At 66.4% G+C, this 24,661-nt stretch carries 14 protein-coding genes; 10 read left to right on the top strand and 4 right to left on the bottom strand.

Translation table 11 applies throughout. From position 1 onward, the window contains the following. Positions 1–11 precede the first annotated feature (11 nt). Both AC1DN9_RS19795 and AC1DN9_RS19790 read right to left on the bottom strand, forming a co-directional pair. Positions 12–911 (bottom strand): TauD/TfdA dioxygenase family protein, encoded by a 900-nt coding sequence (locus AC1DN9_RS19795; protein ID WP_478103105.1) that lies wholly within the window; start codon positions 909–911, stop codon positions 12–14. A 121-nt stretch (positions 912–1,032) separates the two neighbouring features. Further along, positions 1,033–2,130: a class I SAM-dependent methyltransferase gene (locus AC1DN9_RS19790; protein WP_478103104.1), complete on the bottom strand. Its 1,098-nt coding sequence runs from the start codon at positions 2,128–2,130 to the stop codon at positions 1,033–1,035. Between the two features lie 17 nt (positions 2,131–2,147). Here AC1DN9_RS19790 and AC1DN9_RS19785 point away from each other — a divergent pair, with 17 nt between their 5' ends. The 10 genes from AC1DN9_RS19785 (at position 2,148) to AC1DN9_RS19740 (ending at position 20,227) form a co-directional block, all read left to right on the top strand. Beyond that, positions 2,148–2,945, top strand: a complete 798-nt coding sequence (locus AC1DN9_RS19785) for an SDR family oxidoreductase (protein ID WP_478103103.1) — start codon at positions 2,148–2,150, stop codon at positions 2,943–2,945. Positions 2,946–3,000: 55 nt separating this feature from the next. Continuing rightward, entirely contained in the window at positions 3,001–3,390 is a 390-nt protein-coding gene (locus AC1DN9_RS19780) for a dihydroneopterin aldolase (RefSeq protein ID WP_478103101.1), read from the top strand. Further along, positions 3,391–4,299 carry a tRNA 2-thiocytidine(32) synthetase TtcA gene (gene ttcA, locus AC1DN9_RS19775; protein WP_478103100.1) on the top strand — a complete coding sequence of 303 codons (909 nt, stop codon included), beginning with the start codon at positions 3,391–3,393 and terminating at the stop codon, positions 4,297–4,299. Positions 4,300–4,345: 46 nt separating this feature from the next. Further along, a complete protein-coding gene (locus tag AC1DN9_RS19770; RefSeq protein WP_478103099.1) occupies positions 4,346–4,981 on the top strand; it encodes a DUF4136 domain-containing protein in 636 nt (211 codons plus the stop codon). 48 nt (positions 4,982–5,029) lie between these two features. Next, on the top strand, positions 5,030–5,668 hold the full coding sequence (locus tag AC1DN9_RS19765) for a histidine phosphatase family protein (RefSeq protein ID WP_478103098.1): 639 nt from the start codon (positions 5,030–5,032) through the stop codon (positions 5,666–5,668). A gap of 336 nt (positions 5,669–6,004) precedes the next feature. Continuing rightward, entirely contained in the window at positions 6,005–12,775 is a 6,771-nt protein-coding gene (locus AC1DN9_RS19760) for an amino acid adenylation domain-containing protein (protein ID WP_478103096.1), read from the top strand. Next, positions 12,768–17,780, top strand: coding sequence for an amino acid adenylation domain-containing protein (locus tag AC1DN9_RS19755; protein ID WP_478103095.1), 5,013 nt, complete (start codon positions 12,768–12,770; stop codon positions 17,778–17,780). The genes AC1DN9_RS19760 and AC1DN9_RS19755 overlap by 8 nt, the downstream gene beginning before the upstream one ends. 28 nt (positions 17,781–17,808) lie before the next feature. Next, entirely contained in the window at positions 17,809–18,519 is a 711-nt protein-coding gene (locus tag AC1DN9_RS19750) for a 4'-phosphopantetheinyl transferase family protein (protein WP_478103094.1), read from the top strand. Next, the gene (locus AC1DN9_RS19745) at positions 18,516–19,322 is read left to right on the top strand and encodes an alpha/beta hydrolase family protein (RefSeq protein ID WP_478103092.1); all 807 of its coding nucleotides are present in this window, start codon (positions 18,516–18,518) and stop codon (positions 19,320–19,322) included. The genes AC1DN9_RS19750 and AC1DN9_RS19745 overlap by 4 nt, the downstream gene beginning before the upstream one ends. Further along, entirely contained in the window at positions 19,319–20,227 is a 909-nt protein-coding gene (locus AC1DN9_RS19740; protein WP_478103091.1) for an alpha/beta fold hydrolase, read from the top strand. The genes AC1DN9_RS19745 and AC1DN9_RS19740 overlap by 4 nt, the downstream gene beginning before the upstream one ends. A gap of 21 nt (positions 20,228–20,248) precedes the next feature. Here AC1DN9_RS19740 and AC1DN9_RS19735 read toward each other — a convergent pair whose 3' ends face one another. Together AC1DN9_RS19735 and AC1DN9_RS19730 are read right to left on the bottom strand one after the other, a co-directional pair. Continuing rightward, positions 20,249–23,398 carry an efflux RND transporter permease subunit gene (locus AC1DN9_RS19735; protein WP_478103090.1) on the bottom strand — a complete coding sequence of 1,050 codons (3,150 nt, stop codon included), beginning with the start codon at positions 23,396–23,398 and terminating at the stop codon, positions 20,249–20,251. Further along, positions 23,395–24,642, bottom strand: a complete 1,248-nt coding sequence (locus AC1DN9_RS19730) for an efflux RND transporter periplasmic adaptor subunit (protein WP_478103088.1) — start codon at positions 24,640–24,642, stop codon at positions 23,395–23,397. Before AC1DN9_RS19730 ends, AC1DN9_RS19735 begins: the two co-directional genes overlap by 4 nt. Between the last annotated feature and the right edge of the window lie 19 nt (positions 24,643–24,661).

Below are 24,661 nucleotides of genomic sequence, written 5' to 3'. Positions count from 1 at the left end.
CGAGCCCGGTGTCAGAAGGGCTGGTCGCCCTCGACGGTGGTCCGGTAGAGCTTGCGGCGCAACGCGTCCGGCGTTCCCGCAGCCAGGTGCATCAGCGAGCGGTTGTCCCAGAACACAAGGTCGTGCGGCGCCCAATGGTGCCGGTAGACGAATTCGGGCTTCACGCTGTGCGCGAAGAGTTCGGCCAGCAGCGCATCGCTCTCGGCCTGAGGAAGTCCGACGATGCGCGTCGTGAAGTGCTCACTGACGAAGAGCGCCTTGCGGCCGGTCTCCGGATGCGTGCGAACCACCGGCTGGACGGCCGGCGCGACCTGGTCGATCTGGGCTTGCGACAGCTTGGGCCGCCACGGATTCTTCGCCCGCAGTTCTTCGTACTTGGCCAGGTAGCTGTGCTCGGCCTTGAGCGGCACGATGCGCATCTGCAGCGCCGGGTCGAGCGCTTCCCACGCCAGGTGCTGGTCAGCGAACAGCGTGTCGCCGCCCTCGCTCGGCAGTTCCTGCGCATGCAGCAGCGAACCGAGGCTGGGCCGGGTCTTGTAGGAGATGTCGGAGTGCCAATAGACACCCGCATCGCCCAGGCCGATCGGCTCGCCGTTTTCCTTGATGTTGGAGACGATCAGGATCTCTGGATGGCCCTTGAGATGGAATTGATGCAGCACATGGATTTCCAGCGGCCCGAAGCGACGGCTGAACGCCACGTGCTCCGCGGGCGTGATTTGCTGGTCGCGGAAGACGAGCACGTGGTGATCGAGGTGCGCGCGGTGGATGCGCGCGAAGTCGGCATCGTTGATCGGCTTCGAGATATCGAGCCCGACGATCTCTGCGCCCACCGGCGCATCGAAACGTCGCACTTCGAAGGGCTGCGCCGGCGCATTCCGCGTGTCGGCTTCGGGAGAAAGAGTAGCAGTCATTCAGACAATCCATCGTGGCGTCGCGCCTTCTGAGCCTTCAGGCGGGCAGCGACCGGTCTGCCACTTTAGGACGCGCGGCGCGAATCTCCAACCAACGGTTGGTTGCTAGCTTATTCGGGCCTCACAGCGTGTGGATCCGGTCGCCTTCGGCGAAGCCGAGCGCATCCCAGTGCGCCCCCACCGTGAAGCCGATGACCTTGAACAGTTCGCCCATCTCGTGCTCATGGATCAGCCGGGCCGCCATGCTCCGCTCGGCGAGCGTGGCCTGCTCCATCATGGGAAGGATGCCGGCGTTCAGCAGGAACCTCGCCTGGCTGCCATAGCCCAGGACTTCGAAACCCGCGTTCTGGCCCGCCAACGCGACCGAGGTGAAGTTCACGTGGGCGGTGATGTCCTTGGCGCCGACGTCGGCAAGCGGATCGCCATCGGCCTGGTGCCCGAGATGGCACATCACCGTGCCCATGTGGCGTTGCGGGTGGTAGTACTCCGACTCCGGAAAGCCATAGTCGAAGAAGAAGGCTGCGCCCTGCTTCAGGCGATCGGCGAGCGTGGCGATGAAGGCCTCGGCTTGCGGATGGATTTCGGTCAGGTAGTCGTGAGTGCCTTCGATCTCCACCGGCGGGCGCAGATCGGTGGGGCGGTCGTCCCAGGCGAATCCTTCGCCATCGCGCACCACGCCGCGCTCGAACCAGGCGCCGCCTGTCCGCACCAGCAGTTGCACCGGCATCGCGTCCAGCACCTCGTTGCCGACGATCACGCCGCGCATGGTCTCGGGCAGTTCGGCAAGCCATTCGACCTTGCTGCCATGCCTGGCCAGCGTCTGCTGCTGCCGCTCGCGCAGGGTGCCGGAAAGATCGACGATGCGATAGCGCACCACGCGATCGCCCAATGCATCGAGCAGTTGCAGCGCCAGCGCACCCGAGCCGGCGCCGAATTCCCAGATTTCATCCGTGCCGGTCTTCGCGAGGGCCTCGGCCACCTGAACGGCCAGCGTTCGGCCGAAGAGCGGTGTCAGTTCGGGCGCCGTCACGAAATCGCTGCCGGAAGACGGCATCTGGCCGAACTTGCGGCTCGAATTGGCGTAGTACCCCCATCCGGGCGCATACAAAGCCAGCGCCATGAAGCGGTCGAAAGGCAGCCAGCCACCGGCGCGCTGCAGCGCGGCATCGATAATCCGGGTCAAGGGGGTGGCGCGTCCGGCGCCCTGCTCCAGGTTCATACGGGAAATCTATCAGGATGGTTCATTCGTCCCCACGCCAGAGCGTGCTCGTGACAGGCGGCGGCCAGCGGCTGGGCGCCGCGGTCTGCGAAGCCTTCGCGCGCGCGGGCTGGCGCGTGTGGTGCCAATACCGCGCCTCGCGCGAACAGGCCCTGGCATTGTGCGCGCGCCTGCGCGACGAAGGTCATGACGCAGCCGCCGTCGAATCCGACATCGGCAGCGAGGAAAGTCGCCGCGCCCTGGTCGAGCAGATCTCGGCCGACGGCCCGCTGGCTTGCATCGTCAACAACGCCTCGGCCTTCGAACCCGATACCGGGCTGGATTTCGACGCCGATGCCGCAATGCGCCAGATCGGCGTGAACCTGATTGCGCCGCTTTCCTTCGCGCGGCTTCTCGCCCGCAACGCGACGCCGGGCGACGGCATCGACCGCTCGGCGATTCACATGCTGGACCAGAAGGTCTACAACCTGAACCCCGACTACTTCTCATACACCGTCTCCAAGCTGGCGCTGGAACGTGCCGTGGCACTCCAGGCCCAGTCGCTGGCGCCGACGGTGCGCATCTGCGGCGTCGCGCCGGGCATCCTCTTCACGAGCGGTCCGCAGACGGGGGACAACTTCGAGAAGGCTTCGCGCGCCAACCTGATGCGCCGACCCATCGATCCCGCCGACGTGGCGCGCACCTGCGTCTTCCTCGCCGCCACGCCCAGCGTGACCGGCACCACCCTTTGCGTCGACAACGGCCAGCACCTGGTGCCGCTGCCGCGCGACATCATGTTCGTCGTCGACGATCTGCTGAAAGATTCCACTCCATGAGCCGCCCGGCCGCTCCGAAGGCGAATCCGAAGCGCTTTTGCGCGAAGGTACTCCTATGACACACGTCGCCATCGACCCTCTATTGCGCACCTGCAGACGCGTCTTCCTGCGCGACTACGAGGTGTGGATCAACATCGGCGTGCACGAATTCGAGAAGCGCGCCGAGCAGCGCGTGATCATCAACGTCGACCTGTACGTGCCGCTCGACGTCTCGACGCCGAAAGTGGACGAACTCGACGAAGTCGTCGACTACGACTTCATCCGCCGCACCGTCGCCACGCGCCTGAGCAAGGGGCATATCCACTTGCAGGAAACGCTGTGCGACGACATCCTCACGCAAGTGCTCACGCACCCGAAGGTGCATGCCGCACGCGTGTCGACCGCCAAACCCGACGTGTATCCCGACTGCGACGCCGTCGGCGTCGAAGTTTTCAGGAGCAAGTAAATGAGTGCCGTGTGGATCGACGAGACACCATCGTCTGCCAATAGCCTGAAGATCGAGCGCGAGACCCACAAGCTCGAAAAGCGCCTCTGCCGCGAGGTGGGCCGCGCCATCGTCGACTACAACATGATCGAAGAGGGCGACAAGGTCATGGTGTGCGTGTCGGGCGGCAAGGACAGCTACGGCCTGCTCGACATCCTCCTCAAGCTGAGGGCGCGCGCCCCGATCCATTTCGACATCGTCGCGGTCAATCTCGACCAGAAGCAGCCCGGTTTTCCCGAGGACGTGCTGCCCGGCTACTTGACGGCGTTGGGGGTGCCTTTCCACATCGAGGAGCAGGACACCTATTCGATCGTCAAGCGCGTGATCCCCGAGGGCAAGACGACCTGCGGCCTGTGCAGCCGGTTGCGCCGCGGCATTCTCTACCGCGTGGCCGACGAACTCGGCGCGACCAAGGTCGCCCTGGGCCATCACCGCGACGACATGCTGCAGACCTTCTTCCTCAACATGTTCTTTGCGGCGAAGCTCAAATCGATGCCGCCCAAGCTGGTGAGCGACGACGGCAGGCATATCGTGATCCGTCCGCTGGCCTATGTGGCCGAGAAGGACCTGGTCCGCTGGGCGCAGCACCGCGAATTCCCGATCATTCCCTGCACTCTTTGTGGCAGCCAGGAAAACCTGCAGCGCAAGCAGGTCGGCGAGATGCTGCGCGAATGGGATCGCAAGTTCCCGGGGCGCATCGAGAACATGTTCAACGCGCTCCAGAACATCGTGCCCTCGCACCTGCTCGACGGAACGTCATTCGACTTCAAGGGTCTGAAGGCGACGGGCGTGCCCGATGCCGACGGCGACAAGGCGTTCGACGCTCCCGAGTTGCCAGCCCAGTCGCCGCTGCGCATCGTGCAAATCTAGGGGCGCAGGGCCTGTCGCGCCGACAAAGCCCGGTCAGGAGAGCCAATTGAGATTCCTGCTCGCAGCGCTCGTGCTCACCGCCAGCCTCTCCGGCTGCGCCACGCGCTGGGTGGTCGACAGCGACGTCCGGAGCTTCTCGGAGATCGCCTCCGTGCCCGCCGACGCGACCTACCGATTCGAACGGCTGCCATCACAGCAATACGACGAGGCGGCGCAGCTGCAACTCGAGGCGATGGCAAGCCCCGCGCTCGAAAGCGTGGGATTGCGCCGCGATGATGCGGCGCCTCGCTACACCGCCCAGATCGGCGCACGCGTCACTTCCGAACTTTCGCCCTGGGTGGATCCCTGGTATGGCGGTCCGTGGTGGGGACCCGGACCTTGGTGGGGTCCAGGCCCTCGTTATGGCGCCTGGGGCTACGGCCGCGGCTGGTATGGCGGCGGCTGGTACGGGCCGATGTTCCCGCCCGCTTCGAACCCCTGGTACACACGCGAGGTCAGCATCGTGCTGCGCGAACTGCCCTCGAATCGCGTCGTGTACGAAACGCACGCCCGCAATGACGGGCCCTACAACATCAGCGCCGACGTGTTGCCCGTGATGTTCCAGGCCGCGCTCCAGGACTTCCCGAATCCGCCCAAGGGCGAGCGGCGGGTGAATCTGGAGATTCCCACCGCGAAGAACTAGCCCCGGTCTGACGCGTGGGGCCAAGGGGTCACCCTAGAATCTTCGCGAATGGACCCCACCCGAGTCATCGCCGTTCGCCACGGCGAAACCGCCTGGAACGTCGACACCCGCATTCAGGGACAGCTCGACGTAGGCCTCAACGACACCGGCCTCTGGCAGGCCCGGCAGGTTGCGCGGGCGCTCGAGGAAGAACCCATCGGCGCGATCTACGCCAGCGATCTGGCGCGCGCATGGCAGACAGCCCAGGAAATTGCACAGTCGCGGGGCATCAAGGTCACGGCGGATCCCGGCCTGCGAGAGCGCGCATTCGGCATGTTCGAGGGCCGCACATTCGCCGACATCGACGCCACGCTGCCCGATCAGGCCCGGCTGTGGCGCACGCGTGACCCTGAATTCACGCCCGAGGGCGGAGAGTCACTGCTCACTTTTCGGGAACGAGTCACCCGCACCGCAGCGCGAATCGCCGCGCAACACCCTGGCGAACTCGTGGTGATGGTGGCCCACGGGGGCGTCATGGACGTGCTTTACCGGGCGGCTACGCGACAGGATCTTCAGGCGCCACGCACCTGGGAACTGGGCAACGCGGCCATCAATCGGCTGCTCTGGACGCCGCAGGGATTCACGCTGGTGGGCTGGGCCGATACCACTCATCTGAACGGCGACCAACTGGACGAAGCGACCGTCTAGGCCCTGGGTCGGCGAAGTGCTACAAATTAGTACTTTCCATCTCATTTTCCGATTGGCCTGACCCCGTTTGTCAGATTTTCGTACTCACTTTTGGAAAAGGTAGGCACAATCAGTTGCGATTGGCTCAATTTGTCAAGAAGGTAATGGCAACCAAGTGATTCCAATGTTGTCATGTGGGCCGGAGATGTATGCCTTCTGACACAACTTTCGGCAAATGGCGACACTTCCAGGCGGTTGGCAAACTTGGGACCGGCGGAAAAAGACTGCTTTGGTATTCGATTCAAGTTCTGACACATCGTGTTGCGTTGAACCGGGTGCCGAGGGCGAGAGGGCTACATGGTGAATTCATTTGTTCCGGTACACCAGCGAGTCGCGGCGCGCGCTGCGGCGAATCCTGACGCACTCGCCGCGTCTTGCAACGGTGAATCCATCAGCTACGGTGAGCTGAATCGCCGCGCCAACCAACTGGCGCGCCGCCTGCAGCGTGCGGGCGCCGGGCGAGACCAGTTGATCGCGATCGGCATGGATCGCTCGATCGAGATGGTGGTGGGTCTTCTGGCCATTCTGAAATCGGGCGCTGCCTATCTGCCGATCGACCTCGAATACCCCAAGGAACGGCTGGAGTTCACCATCGGGGACGCTCGGCCGGTTGCCATCCTGACGCATTCCGCCAGCGCCTCGGCCCTTCCCGGATCGGAGCTGCCGGTGTTCCTGGTCGACGACGCGAGCCTGGGGCAGGAAGATTCGACCGACGTCGGCACCGCCGAGCCCGATGCGGTTGCCTATGTGATCTACACCTCCGGCTCGACCGGCCGCCCCAAGGGCTGCCTGGTCACGCATGCGAACGTGGCCCGCCTGTTCGATGCGACGGACGCCTGGTACGGCTTCGGCCCCGGCGATGTCTGGACCTTCTTCCACTCCCACGCATTTGATTTCTCGGTCTGGGAAATCTGGGGCGCGCTGGCCTACGGCGGCCGCGTGGTGGTGGTGCCCTATGCTGTCACGCGTTCGCCGGCGGACTTCCTCGACCTGCTGGTGAGGGAGAAAGTCACCGTCCTCAACCAGACGCCGTCGGCCTTCCGGTCGCTGATCGAGGCCGATCGCCGCGCCGCGCTGCCGCCGGAGGCGTTGAGCCTGCGCTATGTCATCTTCGGTGGCGAAGCGCTGTCCTTCGAGATGCTTCGCCCCTGGTTCGAGCGCCACGGCGATGCAAGGCCGCAACTCGTCAACATGTACGGCATCACGGAAACGACGGTCCACGTCACCTACCGGCCGGTCGCGTTGCGCGACCTGGAAGAGCGCCGCGGCAGCATGATCGGCGTGCCGATTCCCGACCTCCGGATCGACCTGCTCGACGAGCAGCTGCGACCGGTGGCCGATGGCGAAACGGGCGAGATTGTCGTCAGCGGTGCCGGCGTGAGCAACGGCTACCTACGGCGTCCCGAACTGACGGCAGAGCGATTCATCGACTGGACGGACCCGGCGAGCGGCAAGACGCTGCATGCCTACCGCTCCGGCGACCTGGGTCGGCGCGACGCGAACGGCGACATCGAATGCCTGGGCCGGATGGACCATCAGGTCAAGATCCGCGGCTTCCGCATCGAGACCGACGAGATCGAAAACCTGCTGCTGCGCCATCCGGGCGTGCGCGAATGCGCGGTGATCGCCCGGACCGACCACGGCGACGGCGAACCGCGGCTCGTCGCCTACGTGGTGCCGGAGTCCGGTCATGTACCGGACTCCGAGTTGCGCGCGCATCTCGCACGGGACCTTCCGCAGTTCATGCTGCCCGCGGCTTTCGTCGAACTGGCCGCCCTGCCGATCACCGAAAACGGAAAACTCGACCGCCGCGCGCTTCCCGCGCCGCCGCGCCAGCGCCCCGAATTGGCGACGGTGTTTCGCGAGCCGTCCACCGTCCTCGAGAAGCGCGTGTGCCAGGTGTTCGCCGAAGTGCTCGAAATCGATCGTGCCGGCGTGCTCGACAACTTCTTCGAACTGGGCGGGACCTCACTGGCAGTGCTGCGCGTGATCCGCATGCTCGAAGGCGCCGGCTCGCGCAAGCTCGCCGCGAACGACTTCTTCCAGGAACCCACGGCGCGTGCGCTTGCACAAGCCATGGGCGAGCCGAGAGAAGCCGCGCCCGCAGCCGAACGACCGGCTCCGGCCGATGCCTCGTGCGGCAGCGCGCCGGAACCCATCGCCATCATCGCCATGGCGGGACGCTTTCCCGGTGCGGCTGACGTCGAACAGTTCTGGGACAACCTTTGCGCGGGCCGCGACACCGTCAGCTTCTTCGACGATGCGACGCTCGATCCGTCCGTGCGTGATGCGCTGCGCAACGACCCGGCCTATGTGCGCGCCCGCGGCGTGGTCGCCGACGTCGAGATGTTCGATGCCGCGCACTTCGGCATCAGCCCGAAGGAAGCGGAAATCATCGACCCGCAACAGCGCCTCTTCCTCGAGATCTGCTGGGAATGCCTGGAACGCGGCGGCTACGCACCCGACCGGACGCCCGGCCCGGTCGGCGTGTTCGCCGGCATGTACGGCAGCACCTATCTGCAGCGCCATCTGCTGGCGCGCCCCGACCTGATCGAGCAATTCGGCGAACTGCCGGTCACCCTGGCCAACGACAAGGACTTCATCGCAACGCGCGTCGCGCACCGCCTCAACCTGACGGGCCCCGCGATCAGCGTGCATACGGGCTGCTCCACGTCGCTGGTGGCGGTGGCGCAGGCGTTCTCCGCGCTGCGCAACGGCGATTGCGACATGGCGCTGGCGGGAGGCGCCGCCGTGACCTGCCCGCCGCGCAGTGGCTATATGTATGAAGAGGGCTCGATGCTCTCCCCCGATGGTCATACCCGCACCTTCGACGCCAAGGCGCAGGGCACGGTCTTCAGCGATGGCGCGGCCGTGGTGTTGCTGAAGCGGTTGTCGGACGCGCTGGCCGACGGCGATCCCATCCATGCCGTGCTGCGCGGCGTTGCGATCAACAACGACGGCGGCATCAAGGCCAGCTTCACCGCACCAAGCATCGACGGGCAGGCGCGCGTCGTGACGGCCGCGCTGCGCTCGGCCGGCGTGGACGCGCGAAGCATCTCGTACGTCGAGACGCACGGCACGGCAACGCCGATGGGCGACCCGATCGAGATTGCGGCCCTGACCAAGGCCTACGCCGCCCACACCAGCGACACCGGCTTCTGCGGCGTGGGCTCGGTCAAGAGCAACATCGGGCACCTGGTGGCCGCCGCGGGCGCCACCGGCCTGATCAAGACGGCACTCGCACTTCGCGAGCAGAAGCTCCCGGCTTCGCTTCATTTCGAGGCGCCCAATCCGGCGATCGATTTCGCCTCGACACCGTTCCGCGTCAACGACCGCATGCAGTCCTGGCCGCGCGGTGCCGCGCCGCGGCGCGCCGGCGTGAGCTCGTTCGGCGTCGGCGGAACGAACGCCCACGTGATCGTCGAAGAGGCGCCGCTGATCGAAGCTTCGGACGCCAGCGCCGGGCCGCAGCTTCTACAACTGTCGGCACGCACGCCGACCGCACTGGCAGCCGCCGCATCGCGCCTCGCCGCCCACCTCGAGGCCGAGCCCGGCGTGTCGCTGGCGGACGTCGCGCACACGCTGCGCGTCGGCCGGAAGGCATTCGCGCACCGCAGTTGCATGGTTGCCGAATCGGTCGCACAGGCTGTGCAGGCTTTGCGCGGTGACGATCCATCGACCAAGGCCACCGGCGAGATCGCTCCCTGGACGCCGCGTGCGGTCTTCATGTTCCCCGGCCAGGGTGCGCAGTACGCCGGCATGGGCCGCGAGCTCTATGCCAACGAGCCGGTGTTTCGCGCGGCCTTCGACGAATGCCTGCAGGCGCTGGAGGGCGCAGTGGCATTCGACCTGCGCGAGCGCATGTTCTCGGACGATGAGGCTGCGCTGAAGCCGACCTCCATCACGCAGCCCGCCACCTTCACTCTCGAATACGCGCTGGCGCGTCAACTCCAGTCGCTGGGCATCGAGCCGGCGGCGCTGATCGGACACAGCGTCGGCGAATTCGCGGCCGCGGTGCTGGCAGGCGTGATGAGCCTCCACGACGCTGCGCGGCTGGTAGCGCAGCGCGGCGCCCTCATGCAATCGATGCCCGAGGGCGACATGCTGTCGGTGCGGATGCCGGCGGCCGAACTCACGAAGCAGCTGCCCGACGGCATCTCGCTCGCCGCGGAAAACGGTCCGACGGCTTGCGTGGCAGCTGGCCCTGCCGATCTCATCGAGCAATTCCGCCAGCAGCTGGAAGCAGCCGGCGTGGCATCGAAGGTGCTCCAGACGTCGCATGCCTTCCATTCCGCGATGATGGAAGGGGCTGTCGCGCCGTTCGAAGCGCTCGTGCGCCAGGTGACCCTCAAGGCACCGGGCACGCCGATCTACTCGACCCTCACCGGCCGACAGCTCACCGATGCGGAGGCGATCGATCCCAAGTACTGGGCCCGCCATCTGCGCGAAGCCGTGCGCTTCTCTCCTGCCGCCCTTTCCGCGCTCGGCGAGACGGAACACGCACTCTTCGTCGAGCTGGGCCCGCGCAACACGCTGGTCACCCTGGTGCGTCAGCACGCTTCCAAGCAGCGCCCCGTGCCTGCCGTTTCCCTGTTGTCGGATCGGCCCGAACAGGAATGCGCAAGCTGGCGGCTCGCCGCCGGCCGGCTCTGGACGCTCGGGCTCGAACCCGATCTGTCGACGCTCGACCCGCGCCGACGCAAGCATCGCCTGCGGCTGCCGACCTATCCCTTCGAGCGCAAGCGTTTCTGGGTCGACATCGCGTCGACGCCGGTCGCGCCTGCCGTCGCCACCTCTTCGGCCACCTCTTCGGCGGCTTCTTCGACCGCTTCCTCGGTCTCTTCTTCCATCACTTCCGTGCGGCCTTCCGCACCGCTTCCGGAGTTGACAATGCCTGTCGCAGCCACCGCTTCCGCCCAACCCGCTCGCCGGGCCTCGCTCGTCGCGCGCCTTCGCGAACTGTTCGAAAACCTTTCGGGCATCGACATGTCGGATGCCCCCGGTGCATCGCCCTTCGTCGAGATCGGGCTCGATTCGCTGACGCTCACGCAGGCCGCAATCCAGGTCAAGAAGAACTTCAAGGTCAACCTGACCTTCCGGCAGTTGATGGAGAGCTATCGCAGCTTCGATGCGCTCGCGGAGTACCTCGACACGACGCTACCGCCCGATCCGGTCGCGGCCACCGCCGCCGTTGCACCCGCCGTGGCCACGGCGCCGGCAGCAGTGTCGATGCCGGCGATGCAGCAACAACCAGCCGCACCGACGGCGACCTCGATGCCCGCCGCGGTGCCCGTCGTCGGGCTGGCGGCCGGCAACGGCTCGCTGGTGCAGCAGGTCATCGCGCAGCAGATGCAATTGATGCAGCAGCAACTCGCATTGCTGTCGGCGGCGCCAGTGGTTCCGGCCAGCCCCGTGCTGCCGGCGCCAGTGGTGGAGCAACCCACGCCCATGGCCACCGCCGCGGCCACGGCGTCCATATCTCCCACGCCGGCTGCCGACGAGCCCGCGCCATTGCAGAAGTACGACGTCAAGAAGGCCTTCGGTGCCATTGCACGCATTCACACGCAGAGCAAGGAACCGACCGAGCGACAGAAGGCGCGCCTCGCGGCCTTCATGCGGCGCTACATCGAGCGCACGCGCAGCAGCAAGTCCTTCACCGAGCGCAATCGTTCGCAGATGGCCGATCCGCGCGTGGTCAACGGCTTCCGGCCGGCGACCAAGGAGATCACCTACCAGATCGTGGTCGGGCGCTCCAAGGGTTCGAGGCTCTGGGACATCGACGGCAACGAGTATGTCGATGTGCTCAATGGTTTCGGGATGAACCTCTTCGGCTGGCAGCCCGACTTCATCAACGACGCGGTGCGCGCACAGCTTGACCTCGGCTACGAGATCGGCCCGCAGCATCCGCTGGCCGCCGAAGTCACATCGCTCGTCTGCGAACTCACCGGCTTCGATCGCGCCGGCCTGTGCAACACCGGTTCCGAATCGGTGATGGCGGCGATGCGCATCGCGCGCACCGTGACCGGACGCAGCACGGTGGTAGTGTTCACTGGCTCCTACCACGGCACCTTCGACGAAGTGCTGGTGCGTGCAGGCCGCAATGCCAAGGGCATGTCCGCAGCGCCCGGCGTTCTGCAGGGCATGTTCGGCGACATCCGCGTACTCGACTACGGCACGCCCGAATCGCTCGAATTCATCCGCGCCAATGCCGACGACCTGGCCGCCGTACTCGTGGAGCCGGTGCAGAGCCGCCGACCCGACTTCCAGCCGCGCGAATTCCTGCGCGAGGTGCGGGCCATCACCGAGAAATCGGACACCTGCCTGATCTTCGATGAAGTCATCACAGGCTTCCGCTGCGATCTCGGCGGCACGCAGGCGATGTTCGGCGTGCGTGCCGACCTCGCCTGCTACGGCAAGGTGATCGGCGGCGGCTTCCCTGTCGGCGTGATCGCCGGCAAGCGCGCCTACATGGATGCACTCGACGGCGGCGCCTGGCAGTACGGCGACGACTCCATGCCGACCGTGGGCGTGACCTACTTCGCCGGCACCTTCGTGCGGCACCCGCTGGCGCTGTCCGCGGCCAAGGCGGCCCTCGAGCACCTGAAGAAGGACAACAACAAGCTGCAGACACAGCTCAACCTGCACACCGCGGCGATGGCCGATGAACTGACGGCGTTCTGCCGCGAAGTCGGCGCGCCGCTGGAGATCCGCTACTTCTCGTCGCTGTGGCGCGTGACGTGGCTGGAAGACCATCCACTGCAGGACCTGCTGTTCGCCATGATGCGCAGCCGCGGCGTGCACATCCTCGACAACTTCCCCTGTTTCATGACGACTGCGCATTCGCAGCAGGACATCGCGACGATCAAGTCCGCCTTCAAGGAATCGATCGCCGAGATGCAGGAAGCCGAACTTCTTCCGCGCCGCGCCGCGGTGCAGTCGGCCTTCGACCCCTCCAATCCGCCTGTCCCGAACGCCCGATTGGGCCGCGACAAGGACGGGCAACCCGCGTGGTTCGTGCCCGATCCCAACGCCCAAGGCAAATTCACGAAGTTCCAAAAGCATGACTGATGCCGTCCTGACCCCACCCTCCGCCCCGGCCGCGGCCGCGGAAGAATTCGACCCGTTCGCGTCGGGGCTGATCGAGCGGATCGTCCCGACCACTGAAGCACAGCGCGAGGTCTGGCTGGGCGACCAGCTGAGTCCGGAAGCATCGCTGGCGTACAACGAAGCGCTCCGGATGCGGCTCAAGGGCGATCTGGACACGCAAGCGCTGAGCGCCGCGCTCGACCGGCTCGTTGCGCGTCACCAGTCGCTGCGCTCGACCATCTCGCCCGACGGCACGCAACTGCTGATCGGCGAAGCCGCGCCGGTCGACCTCGCCGAATACGACTTGCGGGAGCTCGATCCCGCCGCGCAGAAGCGCCGGCTGGAGGATGAAGGCCTCGCCGCGGTGCTGCAGCCCTTCGAGCTGGAGAAGGGGCCGCTCTTCAGGGCCGAGCTCTTCAAGCTGTCCGCCATCGAGCACGTGCTGATCATGACGGCGCACCACGCCGTCTGCGACGGCTGGTCCTGGGGCGTCATCAGCCAGGACCTCGGACTGCTCTACGCCGAGCAGATCGGCGCCGGCCCATCGCTCGAACCGACCTTGCAGTATTCGGACTACGCGGCCTGGGAAATGCAGGAGGCGGGCAGCCCCGAGATGCAGGGGCACATCGACTACTGGCTGTCGCGCTTCTCGGGGGGCAGCCTGCCGGTGCTCGAACTGCCGCTGGACCATCCGCGGCCCGCGGTCCGCACCTTCAATTCCCGCCGCATCGACCATGTGCTCAGCCAGGAACTGATCGATTCGCTTCGCAAGGTCGGCGCGGCGTCGGGCACCAGCCTGTTCGCGACGATGTTCAGCGCCTTCGCCGCCACGCTGCACCGGCTCACGGCACAGGACGATCTCATCATCGGCATCGCCGCCGCGGGACAGATGCCCAGCGACATGCCGTCGCTGGTTGGGCATTGTGTCAACACGCTGCCGATCCGTGTCGCGGTCGAGGCGCAAATGTCCTTCGAGGCGTTCGCACGCTCGTCGGGTGCGACGCTGCTCGATGCCTTCGAGCATCAGACGCTGACCTACGGCGCGTTGCTCAGGAAGCTGCCGGTGCCTCGCGACCCGAGCCGCCTGCCGCTCGTGAATGTCCTGTTCAACCTCGACAGCGGAGCGCTGGTCACGGGCAACTTCCCCGAGATCGAATCCGAACAGAGTTCCATCGCGCGCCGCTACGAGAACTTCGAGCTCTTCGTCAACGTGGCGCCGGTCCGGCAAGGCATGCAGATCGAGGCGCAGTACAACGCCGACCTGTATGACGATGCCACGATCAAGCGCTGGCTCGGCATGTACGAATGCCTTCTTCGCGCGGCTGCGCTCGACCCGATGCAGCCCGTCGGGCGGCTCAACGTGGTGTCCGACGCAGAGACGAAGGCGCTCGTCGCGCTCCAGCCGGCGGCGACGCCGCTCGTGGGTGTGCAACTGATGCATGCCGGCTTCGTCGCGCGCGCCGCACTGAGTCCGGACCGCACCGCCCTGCGCGACGGCGAACACCGTTGGAGCTACCGCGAACTCGACGAACAATCGAACCGCCTGGCGCACGCCTTGCGCGAACGCGGCATGACCCGTGGCGAGCGCGTCGGCCTGTGCCTGGACCGCAACGCCGACATGATGGTCGCCTTGCTGGCGGTGCTGAAAACCGGCGCCGCGTATGTGCCGCTGGACCCCGCCTTTCCGCAGGCGCGTCTCGACTACTACGCCGAGGACGCACAGCTGGGTCTTCTGCTCACCGCATCGACTGTCCCCGCCGCACCCGCGAACTGGCGCCCCGATGCGGCGGAGCGTGTTTTCACGATCGACCGCGACACCGCATGGCATGACAAGCCGGCCACCGCGCTCCCGACCTCGCCGCAGGACGCTCAGCCCGTCGACGCGGCCTACGTGATCTACACCTCCGGGTCGACCGGCAAGCCCAAGGGCGTGTGCGTGCCGCATGGCGCCGTCGCGAACTTCCTGCAGAGCATGCGCGAAGCGCCCGGCATCACCGCCGACGACCGCCTCGCGGCGGTGACCACCCTGTCGTTCGACATCGCGGTGCTCGAACTGCTGCTGCCGCTGACAGTCGGCGCCGAAGTGATCCTGGTGTCGCGCGACACGACCATGGACGGCAACGCGCTGCGCACGCTGATCGAAGAAAGCGGCGCGACCATCATGCAGGCGACGCCGGGCGGCTGGCGTCTGCTGCTCGACGCGCAATGGCCCGGCGTATCCGGTTTCAAGGCGCTCGTCGGCGGCGAAGGCCTGCCTTCGGATCTGGCCCAGACACTGCTGCAGCGCTGCGGTGAAGTCTGGAACATGTACGGACCGACCGAAACGACGATCTGGTCGACGCTCTGGCGCGTCGAGCCGGCACGGGTCGCACAACGGGGCGTGTCGATCGGCAAGCCCGTCGCCAACACCACCGTCTGGATCCTCGACGGGCAGGGTCAGCGCTGCCCCATCGGCGTGCCGGGCGAAATCGTGATCGGCGGCACCGGCGTGACCCTCGGCTACCTGGACCGGCCCGAACTCAACGCCGACCGATTCGTCCCCGATCCGTGGGGCGACGCAGGCGCACGCCTCTATCGCACGGGCGATCGGGGCCGCTGGGGCAACGACGGCCTGCTGGAGCACATGGGCCGCTTCGACTTCCAGGTCAAGGTACGCGGCTACCGGATCGAACTCGGCGAGATCGAAGCCGCATGCAACGAAGCGCCCGGCGTCGGCAACAGCGTCGTCATCACGCGCGAGGATCAACCGGGCGATGTGCGCCTGGTGGCCTATGTCAGCCCGTCGACCGGCGCCACCATCGACCTCGCAGTGCTCGATCGCCGCCTGCGCGAACGGCTGCCCCAGTACATGCTGCCGCAGCACGTGGTGACGCTGGACGCCATCCCCTTCCTGCCGAACGGCAAGGTCGACCGCAAGGCGCTGCCGAAGCCCAGCGCCGTGCGCGAACAGGCGGCCGAACGGGTCGCGCCGCGCAATGAGCGCGAGCGGACCGTGCTCGAGCACATGGAGCGCGTGCTCAATCTGCCGGGCCTCGGCATTCACGACGACTTCTTCGCGCTCGGCGGCCATTCGCTGCTGGCCGCGCGACTGGCCACGCTGTTGAGCCGTGAATTCGACGTCACCGTGCCGTTGCGCGTCCTGTTCGAAGCGCCCACGGTCGAGCGCCTGGCTTCGGCGATCGAGACGCTGGGCCAGACCGGTGCTCCGCGCAGCGAAGCCATCCGGGTCGTGCCCGGCCGGCGCAGCGCACCGCTCACGCCGATGCAGGAACGCATCCGTTTCCTCGAAGAGCTGCATCCCGGCCGCTCGACGTACAACGCCCCCTCCGCGCACAGGCTCGGTGGTCCGATGGATGTCGAGAAGTTCAAGGCCGCGCTGGGCATCATCATCGAGCGGCAGCCTGCGCTGCGCACCTCGATGGGAACCGATGCCGCGACGGGCGAACCGCATGCGGTCGTCGCCGACAAGGTGGCGTACGAGCTTCCGGTCGTCGATCTCGCCGCGCTGCCCGAAGACCAGCGCGAGGTCGCGCTGAAGGAACGCATGCGCGAACTGGCGGATCGTCCGATCGACATCCACGAAGCGCCGTTGTTCAATGCGACGCTCTTCCGGCTTGCCGCCGACGATCACGTGTTCGTGTTCGTGCCGCACCACCTGATCTGGGACGGCTGGTCCTTCGACATCCTGCAGCAGGAACTCTCGACGATCTACGGCGCGCTGGTGCGCGGCGAGCCGCACGGCCTGCCGACGCTCGCGGCAACCCACGGCGACTATGCCGAGTGGTATGCGCGCTGGCTCGAGTCCCCCGCCTGCCAGACGCAGCTGCGCTACTGGAAAGAGCGATTCGCGAACGCACCCGCGCCGAAGGCGCCACGCACCGACATGCCGCGCCGCGCCGGCATGAGCGGCCGCGGCGGGTCGCACTGGATCACCGTCGACAAGGACCTCACCGAGCGCCTGCGCCAGTTGGGCCAGCGCCATGAGATGACGCTCAACATGCTGACGCTAGGCGTCTACATCCTGATGATGAGCAACGTCATCGGCACGCCGTCGATCGTCGTCGCGACCCCCGTCCGCGGCCGCGAGGCGCCGGAGCTGGAGCCGGTCATGGGCTTCTTCAACAACCTGCTGCCGATGCCCTTCCAGGTCGACGCATCGATGCGCTTCGGCGAGTTCATGCACTACGTCAAGCAGGAACTCATCTCGGTGATGGACCACCAGCAGATTCCGTTCGAGCGCTTGGTCAGCGAACCCGAATTCGTCGAGCGCGCGCAGGGCGTGGGCCTTTATCAGGCGCTGTTCTCATTCCAGGACGCACGGGAGCGGGCGCGCGACGTCGGCGGCCTCGCGGACCGGCAGGTCCACCTGCTGCAGCAAGGCGCGACCGACGACCTGGGCCTGTGGCTGATGGACAAATCGAGCGTGCTGGAAGGCGCCGTGGTCTACAACGCGGACGTCTACAAGGATGAAACGGGCGCCGCCTTCAAGGAGCGCTACATCGAGTTGCTGCGCTGCGTGGTCGATCAGGACGATCCGACGCTGGAAACCATATTCGCGCCCGCAGGCTCTGCCAGCGCCGCCTACCTGCAGCGCCTCGCGGCTTCCGATTCGCCGGCACCTAGCGCCAACACCGCTGCCGTGCCGAGCGCGCCTGCGCGCGCGCAACGGGACGCGCTGCTGCAACCCGAGCAGGCCCGCCTGGCGCAGATCTGGGCGAGCGCGCTGAGCATCGACGTGAACGACATCCATGCCGACGAGAACTTCTTCGACCTGGGAGGCGATTCGCTGCTTGCCATGCGCGTGATCCAACAAGCCGAACAGATGATGGGCTTCCGGGTCGAGCCGCGTCGCTATGTGTACGAAACGCTCGCCCAGCTATCGTCCGCTTCGGCCGGCACCGCCATCGATGTCCAGGACGCGCAGCCCGCCAAGGAGACGGCCAAGCGCGGTCTGCTGGGCCGCGTGTTCGCCGGGTGGAAGAAGTGAAGTCGCGAAGCGCAACGAGGCCCTGACCGTGTCCATTGCACCGATCTCCTGGCCGGGGCCCTGCCTGCTATGGCAGATCGACCTCGACGCCGCGCCGACGGATGCGAGCTCCCTGTCGGAGGCGGAGCGCGCTCGCGCGGCGCGCTTCGTGTTCCCGCGTGACGCGCAGCGATACGTCGCTGCGCATGCGGCGTTGCGCGAGATCCTCTCGGCGCAGACCGGCATCGCGCCCAAGCGCCTGGAATTCTCCGAAGGTGAATTCGGCAAGCCGTCGCTGGTGGGGCAATCTGATGTGCACTTCAATCTCAGCCACAGCCATTCGATCGGCCTGATCGCGGTCAACCACGGCGCCGAAGTGGGCGTCGACGTGGAACTGGCGCGGACGGTGTCCGATGCGATGGCACTGGCCGCGACCTGCTTCACACCCGGCGAGATCCGGATGCTGCAAGCAACACCCGCAGCGACGCGCGACCGCGCCTTTCTCATCGGCTGGACGCGCAAGGAAGCGGCCATCAAGGCGCTCGGTCTGGGCATGTCGGCCGACCTGCAATCGCTGGAGGTCGGCCTCGAGACCGCCGAACGCAAGGTACAGTGTGTCGCGGGTTCTCGCATGCGTGCCTTGCAAGTTTTTTCCATTCCTCTCGGCGAGGGCGTCCTGGGTGCGCTGGCACTCGACGCCGCCCGCCCGGGAGGGCATGTGGCGTCGGCAAGGCCGGCGCTGCTCGAAGCCTTGCCATGATTCCGTTCTATTTCGGTCCGGCGAACCGCCAGCTGTTCGCCGTCTATCACCCCCCCCAGCACGAAGCCGAGGGCCATCCGTCCGTGCTGATGTGCAGCCCGTTCGGGCACGAGGCCATTCGCGTCCATCGGCTGTACCGCGTCATCGCTGATCGCCTGGCCCGTCTCGGCGTCGCCGTCCTGCGCTTCGACTTCTTCGGCACCAGCGAATCCGGCGGCGACGACGAAGCCGGCGAAATGAAAGGCTGGCAGCTCGATCTGTTGCGCGCGAACGAGGAGCTTGCACGCCGCTCGCAATCGCCGAAGCCGACGTGGCTCGCAGCACGGCTGGGCGCCACGCTCGCGCTGCAGGCAGCGCGCCATGCGCAGGGGCTTCAGCAGCTCGTGCTGTGGGAGCCGATCCTCGACGGACCTGCCTATATCGACGAGCTTCTCGACGCCCAGGTCAAGATGCTCGAAGTGGGCTACTACGCCAAGGACCGCTCCTGGTACAAGCGCCGCCAGGATGACAGCGGCCCTGCGCTCACCGAAGCGCTGGGGCACCGGATCAGCAGCCACTTCGCAGCCCAGCTGGCCGCGCTGCGGCCGGATGCACTGAACGCGCCGACAGGGGTAGCGACCACCGTGTTCGCCAAGCCTGACGATGAAACCACACGCGATTGGTGCCTGCGCGAGAATTCGAACAGCCGAAAGGTCGTGCATGAATTGCTTGACCATCCGATCATCTGGACTTCCGATCCGTTGCCGAATCAGGCCATTGTTCCCGCTGAAGTTACCAAGCGCCTTATCGGACTCATTCGATGAACAGCTATCAAGAAGAACCCGTCCAGTTCGGCCTTGAGTCAGGCCTGCTGGGCGTGATCACTCGGCCGACCGACCGCACCTCCGATGCCCTGGCGTGCGTGATGTTCAACTTCGGCGTCACGCACCGGGTCGGCCCCCGCCGCATCCAGGTCAAGATGGCCAGGCGCCTGGCCCAGGAAGGCTTCGCGACGCTGCGTTTCGACCTCTCGGGCATCGGCGACAGCCAGGGCGCTGACGCTTCTCTCAGCTTCGAGGAACAGGCGACCAACGATCTTCGTGCGGCGATTGACGAAATCGAAAAGCACCTCGGCATCCGCCAGGTCGTGATCTTCGGCCTGTGCTCCGGTGTCGCCCCTGGGCTTCGGCTGGCAGCGGAGGATCCGAGGGTCGTCGGACTGCTCAGCTTCGACGGCTATGCATTCACCAGCCAAGTAGCGAACATCGAGCGTCGCGTGCGGCGCTTCCTGCGGTTCCCGAAGGCTCAGATCAGCCATTGGATCGAGCGCTTGCTGGGCCATGACCAACCGGAAGGCGACTTGCTCAAGACCGGGGAGAGATTGAAGGTCGTGACCCCGGCCGATTTCGCGCGCGAAATGGACAACCTGACCACCCGGGGCGTGTCCATCTACCTGATCTATTCCGGGTCGCTGCAGCAGCGTGACCGCAACCACGACCAGATGTATCCGCTTCGCGGCGCACCCTTCCTTCAGAAGGTGCGTTACGAATTCATGCCCAAGGTGGACCACTCCTTCACCGACCTCGCCGGGCAGCAGTTCTTCATCGACGCCGCCTGCCGTTGGGTCGAGGACATCGAGGCCAAGCGGGTCAGCGTGCCATCGACCGCTGCGTCGGCAGCCAACCAGTCGGCGCCAGAGCGAAAGGCGTCAACGCTCGCCGTCGCCTGACGGGGCAGCGCTCCCACGCCGTCAGGCGTGCGCGGCGCTCTCGCCCGGATGCGCTTCCGAGGGCAGTTCCTGCAGCGGACCGCTGCCGCTGTAGCGGTCCAGCGCAAGGTAGATCGCCGGCGTGATGTAGAGCGTGATCACCTGCGAGAAGATCAGCCCGCCCACCACGGCCACACCCAGCGGCTGACGCAACTCTGCACCGGCACCCAGCCCGAGCGCGAGCGGCAGCGCACCCATCATCGCGGCGAGCGTGGTCATCAGGATCGGCCGGAAGCGCAACCGACAGGCCTCGCGGATGGCGTCGACCGGTTTCATGCCCTCGGAACGCTGAGCCTCGAGCGCGAAGTCGATCATCATGATCGCGTTCTTCTTCACGATGCCGATGAGCAGCAGGATGCCGATGGTCGCGATCAGCGTGAGGTCGAAGCCGAAGAGCTTGAGCGACAGCAGCGCACCCACCGCCGCCGACGGCAGGCCTGCCAGGATGGTGAGGGGGTGGATATAGCTCTCGTACAGCACGCCGAGCAGCACGTAGATCACGAGCACCGCCAGGATCAGCAGCACCGCCTGGCTCGATTGCGAACTCTGGAACACCGCCGCATCGCCGCCATAGCTGGTGATGATCGAGGGCGGCATCTTCAGCTCTTCCTTGAACCGGTCGATCTTCGCCGTGGCGTTGCCCAGCGGGACGTCCGGCGCGAGGTTGAAGGACACCGTGACGGCCTGCAGTTGACCCTGATGGTTGACCGAGGTCGGGCCGACTGTGCGCCGGACCGTCGAAAACGCCGACAAGGGAACCAGTTGCCCGGCCTTGTTGCGCACCGACAGGCGCGACATGTCTTCCTCGAACTGCCGGTCGCTGTCGGACGCCGAGAGAATGACCTGGTAGGTGTTGCTGGCCCCGTAGATGCTCCCGATCTGGCGGTCGCCGTAGGCGTTGTAGAGCGCGGTGCGCAAGTCGCCGACCGCGACGCCGAGCACGCCCGCCTTGTCGCGATCGATGTCCAGCGTGGCCTGCAGGCCTCGGTTCTGCGAGTCGCTCGTCACGTCGCGGAAGGCCGGGTCGGCGCGCATGCGTTCCATCAGCTTGTCCGACCAGACGCCCATGGTGCCGGCGTTCACGCTCTGCAGCGTGTACTGGAAGCGCGCCTTGCTCTGCCGCCCGCCGAGGCGCAGGTTCTGGATCGGCTGCATGTAGACCGCGATGCCCGGAATCTCGCGGAAGCGCTTGCGCAACGACTCCAGCACCTGCGGCATGGCCGCGCGATCCTTGCGCGCCTTAAGCACGACGAACAGGCGTCCGGAGTTCTGCGTGGCCGTCGGGCCGCCGACGCCGATGAACGAGTTGACGTAGTCCACGTTCGGATCGGCCATGATCGCCTCGGCGACGCGATCCTGCAGATCCTTCATCGCCGGGAAGGAAATGTCCTCGGCCGCTTCGGTCGTGACCTGGATCTGCCCGATGTCCTCCTCAGGGAAGAAGCCCTTCGGGATCGTGATGAACATCCACGCCGTGAGCGCGAAGGTCGATGCCGCGACGATCAGCATCACGGCGCGGTGGCGCAGCGTCCAGTCCAGCGTGCGCATGTAGTTGGCATGCACCCAGCGGTAGCCGCGCTCGAAGGCCCGGCCGATCGCGGTGCCGGGTTCGGGATGCTCTTCCTCGTGATCGAGCGCGCCGCCTTCCCGCGGCGTGTGCTTCAGCAGCCGGCTCGCCAGCATCGGCACCAGCGTGAGCGACACGATCGCCGAGACCATCACCGCCAGCCCCACCACCACGGCGAATTCGTGGAACAGCAGGCCGATCACGCCCGGCATGAAGAAAATCGGGATGAACACCGCCACCAGCGAGATCGAGATCGAGATGATGGTGAAGCCCACTTCACGCGCGCCGCGCAGCGCGGCGGCGAAGGGCTCCATGCCCTTCTCGACGTAGCGCATGATGTTTTCGAGCACGACGATCGCGTCGTCCACCACCAGCCCGACGGCCAGCGTGATGCCGAGCAGCGACACGTTGTCCAGGCTGTAGCCGAAGGCGTAGAGCAGCGCGACGGCGCCGATCAGCGAGATCGGGATCGTGAGCGCCGGGATCAGCGTGGCGACAAGACGGTGCAGGAACAGGAAGATCACCAGCACCACCAGCAGGATGGTGCCCAGCAACGTGAGTTGCACGTCATGCACCGCTTCGCGGATCGACAGCGAGCGGTCGTTGAGCACGCTGATATCGACCGAATGCGGCAGTTCTTCCTTGAAGCGCGGCATCAGCGCACGCACCGCGTCGACCACCTGGACCGTGTTGGCGTTCGGCTGGCGCTGCACGGCCAGCGAGATCGAACTCTGGCCGTTGTAGGCGCTGGCCGTCTTGACCGACTCGAAGCTGTCCTCGATGGTCGCGACCTCATCGAGCCGCACCGGCGCGCCGTTGCGCTGGCCGACGATGACCTTGGCGAAATCGGCGGCCCTCAACATCTGTTCGTTGGCCTGGATGGTGAGCGTCTGGCGCGGACCGTCGAGGACGCCGACCGGCGTGTTGGCATTCGCCAGCCGGACGGCGTTGGAGAGTTCGTCGAGCGTGATGTTGCGTGCGTTGAGCAGATCGGCGTCGGCCTTGATGCGGACCGCGAAACGCTTCTGCCCGTAGACGGCCACCTGCGCCACGCCGTCGATGGTCGACAGCGTGGGCGAGACCAGGTTTTCGGCGTAGTCGTTCAGCTCGGACGGCGTCATCGAATCCGAGGTCATCGCGATGAACAGCACCGGTGCGTCGGCCGGATTGACCTTGCGGTAGGAGGGCAACTGCGTGAGTTCGGGCGGCAGCAAGCGCTGTGCGCGCAGCAGGGCGGCCTGCACGTCGACCGCGGCCGCGTCGATGTCGCGGGAACTCACGAACTCCAGCGTGACCGAGGTGTTGCCCTGCGTATTGACCGAGCTGATCGTCTGAAGGCCCGGGATGGTCGAAAACTGCTTTTCAAGCGGCAGTGCGACGGATGACGCCATGGTCTCCGGACTGGCCCCCGGCAGCTGCGCCGAGACGTTGATGACCGGTGTGTTGTAGCTAGGCAGCGCCGCAACCGGAATCTGGAAATAGGCAAAGATGCCGATCACCACCACGGCGGCAGAGAGCAGCACCGTCATCGCAGGACGACGGATGCACAGCTCGGAGATGTTCATGTCCGCTCCCGCTCCGCGACGAGACTGGCGTTGGTGGGCGCGACCGAGGCCGCGCTGCCGGGCCCGGGCGTTTCGCCATCGGGTCGCTGCGGTTCATTCGCGGCCTCGACGCGCACCTTGCCGCCCGGACGGACGTTCTGCTTGCCCTCGATGACCACCTGCTCGCCCGGCGCAATGCCTCGCACCACGACCTGCGTGCCGAAGGTGTGGAGTGACTCGACCTTGCGCCGCGTCGCCTTCTTTTCGGCGTCGACCACGTAGACCGAGGTGCCTTCGGCCAGCATCATCAGCGCCGACGCCGGCAGCACGGTCGCGTCATCGATGGTGCGGACGGTGACGCGCGTCTCGACGAACTGGCCGGGCCAGAGGCTCTGGTCGGCGTTGTCGAACACGGCCTTGGCACGCACGGTGCCGATCAGCGGGTCGACCGTGTTGTCGACGAAGCTGAGCGAACCCTTCAGCGTTTCCTTGCGGCCGGGCACGACGGCTTCGACGGGCGTGTGCGCGCGCGCGGCCGCGAGCAGGTCCTGCAATTTGCCTTCGGGCACAGGGAAGCTCACCGCAATCGGGTCGAGCTGCGTGATCGTGACCAGCGACAGCGCCGGCTGGACCAGCGTGCCCGGATAGATATTGACGGCGCCGATGCGCCCTGCGATGGGTGCGCGCAGCGTGGCATAGCCCAGCGCCACTTCCGCCGACTGCACCGCTGCACGGTCGGCCGCCACCGCGGCGCGCTGCGCCTCGAGTTGCGACAGCGTCGCGTCGGCGGCACTCTTGGCGATGAAGTTCTGGGCGACGAGATCCTGGCTGCGCCTGTACTGCCGCTCCAGATCGGCCAGCATGGCCTCGTCCCTCTGCTGCTGCGCCTTCGCCTTGGCGAGATTGGCCTGGTCCGGGCGGTCGTCGAGCGTGAAGAGCAACTGCCCGGCCTTGACGAACTGGCCTTCCTTGACATGCACCTGCCGCACGGTGTTGGTCACCTGGGGACGCAGGTCGACGCTGTTGAGCGACACCACGCTGCCGTTGACCTGGACGGTAACGGGCACGCTCTGCCGCTTGGCAACCGCCAGCGAAACGAGTGCCGGAGCCCCGGCGTTGGCACCGGGGCCGCCCTTGTCTCCCTTGGCGCCAGTGGCGCTGATCTCCGCGGCAACGCGCGATTTGGAGCCGGACCACCACCAGGTACCTGCGGCTGCGGCCACGATCAGCACACCCGACAGGGTGAGGGCGAGATTCTTCTTCATGAGGCGGATATCTTGGATC

This window comes from Variovorax sp. 05L425 (genome assembly GCF_056397705.1).
The sequence above is the reverse complement of the archived record's forward strand: the minus strand, read 5'-3'. Positions and strand labels throughout refer to the sequence as shown.

What these genes read in the sequence shown, in the direction of transcription:
- AC1DN9_RS19795 (WP_478103105.1), bottom strand. Translation starts at nt 911, where the DNA reads ATGACTGCTACTCTTTCTCCCGAAGCCGACACGCGGAATGCGCCGGCG.
- AC1DN9_RS19790 (WP_478103104.1), bottom strand. Translation starts at nt 2,130, where the DNA reads ATGAACCTGGAGCAGGGCGCCGGACGCGCCACCCCCTTGACCCGGATT.
- AC1DN9_RS19785 (WP_478103103.1), top strand. Translation starts at nt 2,148, where the DNA reads ATGGTTCATTCGTCCCCACGCCAGAGCGTGCTCGTGACAGGCGGCGGC.
- AC1DN9_RS19780 (WP_478103101.1), top strand. Translation starts at nt 3,001, where the DNA reads ATGACACACGTCGCCATCGACCCTCTATTGCGCACCTGCAGACGCGTC.
- ttcA (WP_478103100.1), top strand. Translation starts at nt 3,391, where the DNA reads ATGAGTGCCGTGTGGATCGACGAGACACCATCGTCTGCCAATAGCCTG.
- AC1DN9_RS19765 (WP_478103098.1), top strand. Translation starts at nt 5,030, where the DNA reads ATGGACCCCACCCGAGTCATCGCCGTTCGCCACGGCGAAACCGCCTGG.
- AC1DN9_RS19760 (WP_478103096.1), top strand. Translation starts at nt 6,005, where the DNA reads ATGGTGAATTCATTTGTTCCGGTACACCAGCGAGTCGCGGCGCGCGCT.
- AC1DN9_RS19755 (WP_478103095.1), top strand. Translation starts at nt 12,768, where the DNA reads ATGACTGATGCCGTCCTGACCCCACCCTCCGCCCCGGCCGCGGCCGCG.
- AC1DN9_RS19745 (WP_478103092.1), top strand. Translation starts at nt 18,516, where the DNA reads ATGATTCCGTTCTATTTCGGTCCGGCGAACCGCCAGCTGTTCGCCGTC.
- AC1DN9_RS19740 (WP_478103091.1), top strand. Translation starts at nt 19,319, where the DNA reads ATGAACAGCTATCAAGAAGAACCCGTCCAGTTCGGCCTTGAGTCAGGC.
- AC1DN9_RS19735 (WP_478103090.1), bottom strand. Translation starts at nt 23,398, where the DNA reads ATGAACATCTCCGAGCTGTGCATCCGTCGTCCTGCGATGACGGTGCTG.
- AC1DN9_RS19730 (WP_478103088.1), bottom strand. Translation starts at nt 24,642, where the DNA reads ATGAAGAAGAATCTCGCCCTCACCCTGTCGGGTGTGCTGATCGTGGCC.